The organism is Algoriphagus confluentis, from assembly GCF_036245625.1.
Lineage (GTDB): Bacteria > Bacteroidota > Bacteroidia > Cytophagales > Cyclobacteriaceae > Algoriphagus > Algoriphagus confluentis.
Window position 1 is genome coordinate 168,547 of sequence record NZ_BTPD01000002.1, and the last position, 12,750, is coordinate 181,296.

13 protein-coding genes are annotated in these 12,750 nt (G+C 41.0%); all 13 read left to right on the plus strand.

From position 1 onward, the window contains the following. The first annotated feature begins 1 nt into the window (after position 1). The gene (gene traK, locus AAA943_RS03385; protein ID WP_338222844.1) at positions 2-610 is read left to right on the plus strand and encodes a conjugative transposon protein TraK; all 609 of its coding nucleotides are present in this window, start codon (positions 2-4) and stop codon (positions 608-610) included. Further along, positions 588-1,025: a hypothetical protein gene (locus AAA943_RS03390; RefSeq protein WP_338222845.1), complete on the plus strand. Its 438-nt coding sequence runs from the start codon at positions 588-590 to the stop codon at positions 1,023-1,025. The genes traK and AAA943_RS03390 overlap by 23 nt, the downstream gene beginning before the upstream one ends. Continuing rightward, a complete protein-coding gene (gene traM, locus AAA943_RS03395; RefSeq protein WP_338222846.1) occupies positions 1,015-2,238 on the plus strand; it encodes a conjugative transposon protein TraM in 1,224 nt (407 codons plus the stop codon). Before AAA943_RS03390 ends, traM begins: the two co-directional genes overlap by 11 nt. Positions 2,239-2,244: 6 nt before the next feature. Continuing rightward, positions 2,245-3,081 carry a conjugative transposon protein TraN gene (gene traN, locus AAA943_RS03400; protein WP_338222847.1) on the plus strand — a complete coding sequence of 279 codons (837 nt, stop codon included), beginning with the start codon at positions 2,245-2,247 and terminating at the stop codon, positions 3,079-3,081. Next, positions 3,078-5,069 (plus strand): type IV secretory system conjugative DNA transfer family protein, encoded by a 1,992-nt coding sequence (locus AAA943_RS03405; RefSeq protein ID WP_338222848.1) that lies wholly within the window; start codon positions 3,078-3,080, stop codon positions 5,067-5,069. Before traN ends, AAA943_RS03405 begins: the two co-directional genes overlap by 4 nt. 11 nt (positions 5,070-5,080) lie before the next feature. After that, positions 5,081-5,713: a M23 family metallopeptidase gene (locus tag AAA943_RS03410; RefSeq protein WP_338222849.1), complete on the plus strand. Its 633-nt coding sequence runs from the start codon at positions 5,081-5,083 to the stop codon at positions 5,711-5,713. A gap of 10 nt (positions 5,714-5,723) precedes the next feature. After that, positions 5,724-6,653, plus strand: a complete 930-nt coding sequence (locus tag AAA943_RS03415; RefSeq protein ID WP_338222850.1) for a DUF4099 domain-containing protein — start codon at positions 5,724-5,726, stop codon at positions 6,651-6,653. Continuing rightward, positions 6,631-7,296 (plus strand): hypothetical protein, encoded by a 666-nt coding sequence (locus AAA943_RS03420; protein WP_338222851.1) that lies wholly within the window; start codon positions 6,631-6,633, stop codon positions 7,294-7,296. Before AAA943_RS03415 ends, AAA943_RS03420 begins: the two co-directional genes overlap by 23 nt. A 38-nt stretch (positions 7,297-7,334) precedes the next feature. After that, positions 7,335-8,084, plus strand: coding sequence for a hypothetical protein (locus tag AAA943_RS03425; protein WP_338222852.1), 750 nt, complete (start codon positions 7,335-7,337; stop codon positions 8,082-8,084). An 84-nt stretch (positions 8,085-8,168) separates the two neighbouring features. Next, positions 8,169-8,663 carry a hypothetical protein gene (locus AAA943_RS03430; protein WP_338222853.1) on the plus strand — a complete coding sequence of 165 codons (495 nt, stop codon included), beginning with the start codon at positions 8,169-8,171 and terminating at the stop codon, positions 8,661-8,663. 92 nt (positions 8,664-8,755) lie between these two features. Further along, positions 8,756-9,175 carry a 3-hydroxyacyl-ACP dehydratase FabZ family protein gene (locus AAA943_RS03435; RefSeq protein WP_338222854.1) on the plus strand — a complete coding sequence of 140 codons (420 nt, stop codon included), beginning with the start codon at positions 8,756-8,758 and terminating at the stop codon, positions 9,173-9,175. Positions 9,176-9,564: 389 nt separating this feature from the next. Next, positions 9,565-9,786, plus strand: a complete 222-nt coding sequence (locus AAA943_RS03440) for a hypothetical protein (protein ID WP_338222855.1) — start codon at positions 9,565-9,567, stop codon at positions 9,784-9,786. Between the two features lie 257 nt (positions 9,787-10,043). Then, on the plus strand, positions 10,044-12,626 hold the full coding sequence (locus tag AAA943_RS03445; protein WP_338222856.1) for a UvrD-helicase domain-containing protein: 2,583 nt from the start codon (positions 10,044-10,046) through the stop codon (positions 12,624-12,626). The last annotated feature ends 124 nt before the right edge of the window (positions 12,627-12,750 follow it).

Sequence of the window (12,750 nt, forward strand, 5' to 3'; positions counted from 1 at the left end):
CATGATTATTCAAAACATTGAGTCAAAAATCAGATTGGCAACAGTTATTTCCTTGGGAAGCCTTATTTCTTCCATCATCATCTGCGGATTTGTATCGGCCTACGCTTATCAGCAGGTGGCTAATGCAAGGCAGTCCATTTATATACTGGATAATGATATTCCCATTTTGGCCAAGCAGACCAATATGCAATTGAATAGGCCTGCTGAGTACAAAGCTGCTGTGGATCTATTCCATAGCCTCTTTTTCAACCTTACTCCTGATGATAAGCACATCGAGTATCAGATGAAAAGGGCCATGTATTTTGTGGACGAGACCGGGGTGGGTCAATACAATAACCTGAAGGAAAAGGGCTATTTCAATTCCATTCTGTCATCCAGTTCTGTGCTTTCCATTCAGACGGACTCCATCATTCTGGACCAAAACAGATTCCGGTATTACGGAAAGCAAAAGATTGACCGTAGAAGCGCCACCATTACCCGATCCATTATCACCGAGGGTGAATTGATCGATATCCCAAGAAGTGAGAATAACAGTCATGGAGTATTGATCACGAATTGGAAAACCATAGAAAATAAAGACCTGTCCAATGTTTCGAAAAACACCTTCTGAGGAAAGAGATACCACGCTGTTCCAGGAAATGAAAAAGGAGTTGTCTCCTCATCTCGAATCAGTGGATGCCAAGATGAAATCATTCCTGGATCGTCATGCAAAGATCATATTCTGCTCCATGATCCTACTGATTTTGGCTTCTTTCATTTTGACCTTTTATGTTCTTAAGCCAGAAGCGCCCACTCAGGCTCATGGTTTCAAAAAAGACCTAAAGGCCTTACCTGATGGGATGGCAGGTGAATTTTCGGCCTTACAGGATTTGACCCTAAGAGCCGCAAAGATGACAGAGCTCAAGGCTGAGATCGAGCGGATTATTTCTCAGGATTCAATTTCCAAATCTGATTCTATCTACCTAGAAAAGGCAATTGAGCAATTGCAATACTTTCACAAACAAGCCAAAGAAGATGAACATTGACTTCAAACAACCCAAATACATTCTGCCGATAATCATGCTCCCGTTTTTATGCTTGCTCTTTTACGGCTATAAGTCATTCAGCAAGGAACAGCCCACGGAGGAAGTTCAGGGAATAAGCGGAATCCAATCTCAGGTAGGAACCGTTTCCGAAAAGATCCAAAACCAGCCCATTGATTCCAAGCTGGATGCTTCGAGGGAAACTTACCGAAGGGCAACCGATGGATACACCGCCATCAAAGGATTGGAACTGGAAATCGAAGAATCCAGTCAGATCAAAACCCTGTACAACGAGGAAGAAAAAAGGCTGCTGGACTCCATTGACAATGCCCTGAAAAGCTCAGGCTTTTACTCGGATCAAAAGAACGGTTCCCAAGCGGTTCCTCCCGTGACTTCCAGAACGCCAAGACAGCAGAGCTTTTCCAAGGAAGATGAAGAATTGTTGAAAGCCATTCAGCAATTGGAGGGGAATAAAACACAGGTTCCTGCTAAAAAGTACGAAGATCCCATGGAACTCTTCAGGGCACAAATGGTGGTGATAGACTCCATCACCAAAGCCAATGATCCCGCTTACAAAGAACTACAGCAAAAAGAAAAAATCGCTGAGTCACAGCAGAGCGAGCCAGAACGTGAGGTTTATCGGGTCGAAAAGTCAAGCAGCGCAGCTACCCTTTTTAATACAGTCACTCGCGAAAAAAAGGGAAAATTCATTGAGGCGATCATTGACCAGAATATCCAAAACGGTACGCTTGGAGCGAGATTAAGAATCCGGCTTTTGGATAATATCCTGATTGGAAACGCGATTGTGAGCAAAGGCACCTACCTCTATGCACTCATTTCCGGGTATGAAGCTCAACGGGTGAAGCTGACTATTTCTTCGGTGATGTTGGGTGATAAAATCTACCCCATCAAACTCTCTATTTATGATGTGGATGGGATGGAAGGCCTTTATGTCCCGGCAAGCGCCTTCAGGGAGTTTTCCAAAGAACTCGGTGGCAATACCACCGGGGGAATGAATCTGACGATGCAGCCCAATTCAGATCAGATGAGCCAACTCTATATGTCCGCCCTCCAAAGAATGTTTACCTCGACTTCCCAGGCAGTTTCCAAAACCATCAAAAAGAACAAGGCCAATATCAAGTATGGAACCTCAGTCTATTTGATTGATGCCAACGAGCTTCAGGAAAACGGGAAAATGATCCAAAACCAAAACTGATAAACCATGAACATTAGAACCATCACACTCCTATTATGGGCAGTTTCCTTTTCGGTAAATGCCCAGCAAAACGGAACCCTGCTGAAAACAGAGCTTCCGAGGATTTACATAGACGAGGGAATCTCTTTGCATTTTCTGTCTCCTGAGCCTATTCAGTACGTCGATATTTCGACCAATAAGATGATCGGGGATATTCCTCTTGAAAATGTTTTTCGCCTCAAAGCCGTCCGTGACAGCGTATCTGCCCTGAACGTTTACAACAAGTCCTTGGGAGTGATTACTATCATCGGGCAAAAGTTTATCGCTCAATACGATTTATGGTATGCGCATGACTTTCGCCAGATTAAAACCCAAGTCGAAATTCTTCCAATCAATACCAAGCCCTTGGAAGTTGGAGAGATCCCCATGAGTGATCAGGAGCTTCGGTATTTTTCGATCGAAGCTTTCAAGGAGAAAAACAAGAAAAGCATTGTCCGAAAAACTGATTTTGGGGTCACGGGCGAGGTCAACAACATCTACACGGTTGGCGACTATATCTTCCTGGACATTTCCTTTAAGAACAAGACCAATCTCAAATTTGATCTGGAGCAGCTGAGATTCAAGATTGAGGATAAAAAAATTACCAAGGCAACCAATGTTCAATCCATCGAGATTGAACCCGAATACCAGCTTTTTACTCCGGGCTCTTTTGAAAAGAAATACCGGAATATCTATGCCTTCAAAAAAATCACCTTCCCCAATTCGAAGGTATTTACCATCGAATTGGCCGAAACCCAAATCAGCGGAAGGACACTGACCCTTCAGGTGAAGTACTCGGATCTCTTAGAAGCTGATACGCTATGAATGAGAAGAGAGAATTAAAGAGCCTTCACAGCACTTTTCAGTTCATTGTGTACCTGATGGTGTTCCTGGATATTCTAATGTTTGTCTATGCCCCACAGTTTTTGGCATTGGATCAGACAGGAGCTCTTTTTTCTCCGATTTTCACCAAACTGCTTAACCTAAAGATTTATAGTAATATCCTGTTTGGAAAGCTTGCCATTTTGGTAGCCATCTGTCTTTCTGCCATTGGCACAGCTTCCAGAAAAAATCTGGACCTCAATCCTATTAATCAGATCGTCATTCCTTTAGCCATTGGATTGACACTTTTCTTTGGTTCGATCTATATCCACACCCTGGAAGATTCCTTTATCGTGATGGACTTTACTTCAATCGAAAAGCTTGGGTACAGCTTAAGCTTATTCCTGGGAGCAGTTCTGATTCATACCTCTTTGGACAATGTGTCCAAAATGATCAAATCCGGATTGGGGAAGGATGAGTGGAATATTGAGGGGGAGTCCTTCATGCAGGATACGAAAAAGATAGAAAATCCCTACTCCGTCAATATTCCCATGAAGTTCTACTTCCGAGGCAAAGTCCGTAAAGGATGGATCAATCTGGTGAATCCATTCAGAGGAACTTTTGTGATCGGGACACCCGGTTCGGGCAAGTCATTTGGAGTGATCAATCCCTTTATCCGTCAGATGATTGGCAAGGGATTCACGATGTGCCTGTATGACTTCAAGTTTCCCGATCTGGCACAGATTGCCTATTTCCACTATTTAAAGACTCAGGACAAAAAGAAAAACCCAAACCTCAAATTCCATGTGATCAATTTGGATGATGTGGAATATTCCCGGAGAATCAATCCCATCAACCGAAGGTACTTGAAGACCGTAGCCAATGCTTCAGAAACAGCCGAAGCAATTTTTCAATCCCTTCAGAAATCCGATTCCACGGGAGGAGCAGACAAGTTTTTCGAGCAGTCGGCGATCAACTTCCTTTCTGCCTGTATCTTTTTTGTGTCCAGGTATGAAGAAGGCAAGTATTCCACTTTCGCCCATGTTCTGGATTTTCTAAACCGAGACTACGAGGATATTTTTAACTGCCTGACCAAATACCCCGAGCTGCGGTCGATGGTATCACCTTTTCGCAGTGCCTTTGAAAAAAAGGTTTACAAGCAGTTGGAAGGTCAGGTGGGTACCTTGAAGATTTTCCTGTCCAGATTGAATACCAAAGAAACAGCATGGGTATTCAGTGGGGATGATTTTGACCTCAAGATTTCTGACCCGAATTCTCCATCCATTCTGGTCCTCGCCAACAGTACAGAAACCCAAAGTATCACCGGAACTTGCTATTCCGTGATCATCAATAGGCTGACAAGATTGATCAATACCAAGGGCAATCTTCCTACTGCCTTGATAGCGGATGAAGCACCAACTTTTTATATCCATAAAATTGAAAACCTGATTTCCACTGCCCGGAGCAATAAGGTAGCAGTGCTGCTAGGCCTTCAGGAACTCCCTCAGCTTAACCAATTGCAGGGTAAGGAAACCGCTTCAACAATGACTTCGGTGATCGGTAATGTGCTTTGCGGTTCTGTTCGCCATAAGGATACCTTATCCTGGCTGGAAATGATGTTTGGAAAGCGAAAGCAGCTTGGACAAAGTGTGTCCATTGACCGGGATAAAACCTCGATTTCTTACAATGAGAGATATGATCCGCTTATTCCTGCAGGAAAGATTGCTTCCATGCATACGGGGGAAATTGCTGGGATAATCGCAACTGAAGGAACCGAATTCGATGGGAAGTACAAAACTTCCAACGTCCATTGTCGGGTCAACCTAGATATGAAGGAGATCAGACAAGAAGAAAACTCCTACCGAACCACTCCAAAATTCTATGATTTCAAAGGCAAAAAGGAAGAGGTCCTCACCAAGCATTTTGAAAAGATCCATCGGCAGGTAACCGAGATCATCGAGCAACACCGAGAAATGGCAACAATTGACTAAGCGGAAAACTCATGAATAGGAATCTAGGCACCATACTTCTTCTTTTTGTCTCAGGGCAGGCATTTCCTCAATTCAATTCCTTTGAATTTCAAAAAGAACGTCCTTCTGTTCAAGTGGTGAAAAAGATTGAATCCGATTCCAAGCCTGAGGGAATTGACCTGAAGCCCTTGGTGGCTCAAGAAATTCACTCCCCAAATGAGCCAGCTTTATTACTTGCCTCTCTTCCCTTGGATGAGATTTTCTTGACATCCAATTATGGCTACCGATCAGATCCCATTTCGGGAGAAGGGAAATTCCATCGAGGTATCGATTTAAAGACCAACCGATCCATGGTTTATTCGATGCTGCACGGCCAGATTCTGAGCGTTGGGAGTGACTCTCTTTTGGGAAATTTTGTCAAAGTCCGACATGGGAGCTATGAATCGATTTACGGGCATCTTTCCCAAATCTGGGTTTCAGAATCGGAAGAGGTATTGCCGGGAACCGTGCTGGGGATTTCGGGTAGTTCGGGAAAAGCAACCGGAGATCACCTTCATCTGACTATCAAAAAGGGAAAGGAATATGTCAATCCAGTCCTCTTTATCCAATTGATAGCCAAGCTCAGAACCAAGGAGCATGTAATTACTTATTTGTCAAACCAATAATTGAAGCATTATGAAGAATCAAAACGGATTACCGATGAAGGACTTGGAGATTTTTGGCGTAGTCAAAGATGGGAAGTTCACCATCCCTGATAAAGAGGTCAACGCCTTGAAAAACGGTGGAATGACTGATATCGTGGAGCTAAAGGACTTGAAAGGAAAGGATTTTCAGATCGATAGATTGCCAGCAAGGCTCTCCATTGTAAGGGGTGAAGATGGGAACCCGGCACTGAGAATTGATCCTGTTTACAGGGAACCAAATAGGCATTCTAATTTGAATGAGGAAGAGCGGACCCAACTTGTCAAAAAGGAATTGGCCAATATCAAGAAAAGCTACGTGGATAAGGAGGGCAATATCCAATCTGAAATCATAGAGTACGATGAGCGCACCAAGCAGTTTCTTTCCTACAATCCCAGAGATATCAAAGCCCCTCAATCGGTCAATGGATTTGAACTCAATCCTCAGCAAAAGAAAAACTATAAAGAAGGAGAGGCTGTCCAATTGGCAGATGGTACAGAGCTTCAGCTGTCACCATCTTCCCCTAAAGGCATTCGATCCAACAAAACAGGATTGGTGGTCTCCGTTCTATTAGATGGGGGGATGTCCTACCTCTTACTGACTGGTATTAACAGGATGATAGGGAAGAAAAGTCAGGAGGAAAAGGCTTACAGTGAGGGGTATCTTCAGGCCATCAAAGAAGTTCAGAAACAGGTGGAACGCAGGATTTCCCGAAATCCAAAAGACCTGGATGCGGTGAGAGATTTGAATAACATCAAGGAGGAATATTCCAAGATTTCGGCAGATCAATCACTTCCAAAGTCAGTCAGACAAGATTTTAATATCCAAAAAATCAAAGGTCTAAACAGCATAGATACCGAAGAGGGAAGAAATCCAAGAAGAGCCATCGAACAAAGAGATAATGACTTCGACCGGGACATTTGATATACTGACCTACAAGGGGGTAGAAAAAGACATCCAGCGCCTCTTTGCCAAGTTTGCCTCCCAGGATCGATATGGAAGAATAACCTTTGACTTCTTCGATCTAAATGGGAAACAGGTGGACTGTGAAATCCTGAGCTTACATCGGCTTAAGCAAGCTGCCTTTGGGGTTTCTGTTCTTAATATGTCCGGAAATGTCCGTTCGGTTTTTGTATCTGATTCCTATGCTTCCCTGATCTATTTCGCAAATCAGTTCAAATCAAGGATTTCATTTGATGAAACAGGTTTTTTGGTCGTTGGGGCAAAGTTTGAACAGGGCTTATTGGGTCAGGCTTTTCTGGAAATTCCCAAAAAGGCTAAAGTCAATACCGTATTCAGCAACTCGATTTTGGGAAGAATTATGGATTGTAAAATTCAGGACCTGATTCATGATCGGGCTTGTAGGTATCGATTAGCCAAGGATCTGGTTAAAGTAAAATGCCAAAAAACGAATAGGGAATCAACCGAATCACTGTTCAACTTCTCTCTCCGAACCTACTGTATTTCACAGGGGATCGTGCAGACCGTTCGAACTTTCAAGCCTAAACAGAAAGGTGTAGAATCGTTTTATCACCTGAATCAGCTCAATTGGAATGAGCTCAATTAATATGGTTTTGCTATATTTATTCGCTTGTCACTCAATTAATGGAAAACAATAATCTCGAACTCCTTAAGAAAAATCTGAAATACCTGGGCTTTGGAAATTCCTTGAGTGCTGCTTTGGAAGCTAAGATTTCTCAGCGGTTGGAGCAGTTCAAAATTGGGGTTTCATCGGAATTTGATGCCTTCCCAAAAGACGGGAATCAAGGAAAAGACAAGGTGAATTATGAGTTAAGCTTTTCAAAAACACCAAGTTCTAATTTCTACTTTCTTGACCAGTTAAGGGTTACTCTGAACGATCGAATACAGAACGTATTCCCTTTTGGAAAGGGAAATGATGTAACTGCAAAAGAGGCCTACAATCTGCTCAGAGGGGCTTCTATCCATAAAAAAGCCATCCTAAACAGGCAAGTGGATAACGCGGTATTGGCTCCGAGCGAAGTCGGTCAGGTGAAGGAAGTCTCAGGAGAAAGGATTGAGTCCATCTGGATCAAACTGGATTTTGAAAAGCTGAATGAGCAGGGGAATTTCTACTACAAAAAGTTCTATCCAGATCATGGATTCCATCTGGAAACTGAATTGAGGAAGTATCCCATCAAAGAGCTTGACAGTCAGCAGGAAAAGGAAGCCCTTATTTCCAACATAAGAAGGGGAAATGCGGCAAATGCAACTCTGGAAAATGGACAGTCCGTTGTCATCGAGGCTGATCCGGAGACCAAGAAAATCAGGTTTTATGACACAGCTTTTAAAGAATTGTTCGTTTCACCTATACCAACACAAGAAATCGATCGGTGAGAGGAGAGCCACCGTACCATTTTAATCCTTTGATTCTGTCTCCAATGTTTTAAACTGAATTTTCAAACTAAACCAATTTATACCATGAGAAAATTGAATTATATACTATTGTTCGCTTTGGCTATTTTTTCTTTTAGCTGTTCTTCAGAGGATGAGGCTCCAAAGCTTGTTGAAAAATCCGTAACCGTAAAAGTGGAAATGGAGGGTGACTACACTGACTATTTGGTGACCTTCTCGGTACACAGTATGCTAAGAGGGACGTCCACTTTTGTAGCTCCCGTTTTGGATCAGCCAGCCCGGCTTGACTGGACTCAGGTGGTCGAGCAGGGTAATACCTACACGCTTTCCTTTGAACCTGAAGCTCCAACGATTTCAGTTTCATCCTCAGCCCCAATTCACAGCTTGGGAATGGTTTTCAATGCTATTCATTTGGGAGGGGATACTGACGATGCTTTTCAGCCACTTTCTGCAACAGTCAGTGTTTTTGCGGATGGGGAAGTTTACCGCCAATACGATTATGAAGCGTCGGTTCCTGGTGAAACTTCGGTTCCGCTGGCGGAGGAGATTTCGATTGAATAGGAATTTTATTTTTAGACGGCCATTAAAAGGTGTCTTTCCTTTCAAAATCATTATCTTACTTAAAAATGTAAATCAGTGTAATACACAACAAAATGGAGAATCAGATAGAATCACTAATTCCACACCGTTACCCATTTCTGTTTGTTGATTCAATTGAAAGCACATCTATCGAAGAAATAGTTGGGTTTAAAACATTTAGATCGATTGGAGACGGATTTTTAAAAGGGAGCTTTCCTGAATCTGGTTTTATTCCGGGAATGATTTTAATAGAATCTATGGCACAATGTGGGGGAGCAGGAATAAAAATATTGGGTTTAACCAATGGTTTTTTTGCTTTAGTAAGTCTTCAAGAAGTCCGTTTTTACAAAGGGGTTAATTATGACGTAAAGGTAAAATACGTAATTAATAATTTAAGAGTAAGTGACCGTTTAATAAAGCAGACTGGAATTGCTTATTCGAATGGGGAAAAAGTTGCTGAGGCCTCTTGGGTTTGTGCCAAGCTAGCAAATTGATTTGCTTTCTTACCGGGATGGGTTAAACTTAATGGCACTGTTTGCCAGTTTTCTTAATAGCTGTTTATTTCCTGTGCTCATGGTTGATCTGGAACCTAGTTGATAGTGTTTTTGGGATACCCTTTTCTAATTCATTCTTTTTTGATTGACCTCAGTAAGCATTTTTTCTTTTGCGCCCGATGTAATTCAATACCAGATACCGGTTTTATCCCAATTGTATGCACAAAGGTCGGATGGCCTTTCAGTTTCAAAAAATTGGGGCTTTCAGCAGAATTTTCAAAAAACGAGGTTTCCTACGGACTGCCTCCCAGTTTTTAAATTCTAATTTTTCTTCACCTTCTCTGCCCTCCTAAATGACCTGCATAAATTTTAACTAAAACCAAAATATCATGGCATTTTCAAAAAAGTACATCGGTAAAGGAAAGCAAGTCGAAAACATGGACATTGTAGAAGTAAGCCTCAACTTGGCTGAACTCCAAAATCACAGCTTCGAATACGAAGGAGAAACCTACGTCAAGTTCAATGTGGCTAAGCTCAAAGAACCTGATCAGTATGGCAAAACCCACACCGTCTATGTCTCCGTCAAGGAAGCTGATTCAGAAAAATCATAAAAAAAGCCCGAAAGGGCTTTTTTGTTTTAAGGTTTAAAATTGGCTTTAACGTTGTCTAGAAAATTATATGAAGACAGACTCCCAAAGCGAAAACTAAGTTGCTTAATTGTCAATTCTAGCAGACCTAGATTATTGCTAAAATGTCCATTAGTATCTCCTAGTTTTCTTTGGTCCAGAGTCCATTCTTTTACAACTAAATAATTTCATTATTTTAGAACATTAAATGAACCAATAAATAAGTCCTAAGCTGATTTAAAATGGATTTTATAATTGATAAGCAGGTAAAATCACAGTTGGCGGGGTTGATGAGGAGAGGTGGTCACTACCAAAGAGCAGCAGAGACAGTAAAGAGAGTTTTTGGTGATATAACCTTAAAGGCAGAAAACCCTTTAAATGGGCTAAATACAACCAACCATGGAGAATCAAGGATCAAAAATGCCGTTAAGTATGATTTGAACGGGTTTTGTCGGCTGATTACTATCCAAAGGGATAATGCTTGCTTAATTGTTTTTTTAGGTGATCATGAAGAATGTGAATCATGGCTAAATGGACACAAGGGATTGACTATCGGGATCGATGAAAATGGAGAACTGAAACCAGTTTATGTTTCTGAAGATCTTTCAACTCCAGAAACTAGAATTTATAATGATTCGGATTATTCTAACGGGGCATTGGTCAAAAGACTTGGTGATTCGTATTTGAGTGTTTTATTTGAAGGACTTCCGAATAAGTTGAAAAAGATGTTTGAAAATTTTGATTCCCTAGTCGAGGAAGATGAAATTTTGGAAACGTGTGAATTGGTTTTAGACCAGAAAAGATCGGAATTATTGTTTGATACCTTTATTCAATTGAGAGCAGGGGATGTAGACAATGCGAAGAATAGAATCCTCTTTTATAAGGATGAAATCAAAGCATTGGAAGTTGTAGATGAGGTAGTATTGGAGAACATCAAATCGAACGATGAGTATCTGAGATTTGACGATATGGAACCTGAGGATCTTCAGATCTTAATGGATAATAAGAGTTGGCACGAATGGATGCTGTTTATGCATCCAGCTCAAAGGCAAGTAGTAGAAATGGATTTTTCAGGTCCAGCTAGATTACTCGGGGTCAGCGGATCAGGTAAAACAGCGATAATTGTCAAACGTGCAGTTAGACTGGCAAAAAAGTATCCAGGAGAGAAGATCTTGGTTTTGACGCTTAATAGATCTTTGGCAAGTCTAATCAAAAACTTGGTGGATTTACTATTGGACTGCCAGCCAGACAAAGGTCAATTAGGAACTCAAATTAGAGTTACCTCATATTGGGAGTTTTGCCGGACATTTTTAATTGAAAACGCTGAAAGTGAAATGGAGAAGAAAATCTATGATGATTTTGTCCATAAGCACAATGATTCAATTGAGGACGAGTGGGAGGAATACTATCAATGCAAGAATAATAATCCTGATGCCGAAATTCTTTTCAACCTCCATAAATCTCTGCTGAGTCGGGGGATTTATCCTCAGTCCTATATCAAACAGGAGTTTGATTGGGTACGAAGTGCCTTCTCAAAGGAAGAACGTTTTAAGTACCTCGAGGTAGAGCGTGAGGGCCGGCATATACCCCTAGTGAAAGAAAGCAGAGAGGATATTTTAAATGGTTTAGCCGGGTGGGAAGATTACATGCGATTTGTTGGTGTGACTGACTACTTAGGCCTATCTCAGTCAATACTTCAACATATGGAAAAGATCAAGGCTGACTATCGATCAATATTGGTGGATGAAATGCAAGATTTTGGAACAATTGAATTAATGGTAATCAGGAAGTTATGTAAAGAGAGAGAAAATGATCTTTTCCTAAGTGGCGACATCGCTCAAATAGTTCATACCAAGCACCATAAAATCACTCAGGCAGGTATCAAAATTGCGGGCCAGAATTATCTTAAGATTACTAAGAATTACCGTAATAGTAGAGAGATCCTTGCCGCTGCCTACGATGTTTTTAAAAAGAACACTGACTTTTCTTCGTATTCCTCAGGAGATTTTGAAATTCTAAATCCAGAGTTCGCGAATTTTTCTTCTCCACGGCCGTTTTTACGGCAGACCTCTAAGCTTTCTAATGGTTTTAATTTTTCCTTGGAGTACCTCAAAAGTATTTTGGATGAAAAGAAAAATGAAAAAGGATGCATTGCCATTTGTGGATATTCTTACTATGATATACTATCCATCGGGTTAGCACTAAATCTCCCTGTGCTAGATGGTAAAATGGATTTAGGTATGAACTCGATTTTCTTATCCGATTTGGATAATACGAAGGGTTTTGAATTTGATCGAATGATCATCATCAATTGTAATGATGGAATTATTCCTAATCCAGATCAGCCTAAGGAAGAATGGTTCAGAGATATTTCAAAACTCTATGTAGCTATGACTAGAGCAAAGAGAGAGCTTGTGGTGTCTTTCAATGACAAGGTTTCCTCACTTTTCAAAGATTCCTTGGAGTTCTTTACCCAGGATAAATGGACTGATCATTTGGCCGTTGATCAAATAGGTAACTATGTGATTCCGGAGCCAAAGATTGATGAGATAAGTAATGGTTATCAAAAATTTAAGGGAAAGGAATTTTTATATACCCATAAAGCGATCGGTCTATCCTCTGAAGCTCAGCAAAAATTAATCGATATTGTAAATGGAACTCATACAACTGATCATAAAAACAAAATTTTAGCATTCCGAACCATGGGTGCATTAAAGTCACACATTGAATCTAGAGCTAGCGATATACCTCAGTTAACAAAAATTTTTGGTCCAGTAGTTTTTCCAGAAATCAAACTTATGTTGGTAGATGAGAAAAATGAATAGGTTTCATAATCTGTAAATTCAAAAAGTTCAATTAACTAATTTAAAATCAATTATTTAAGAAGTTGGAGTCGAAAACTAGAAATTGTAGAAGTAAGCCTCAACTTGGCCGAACTCCAAAATCACA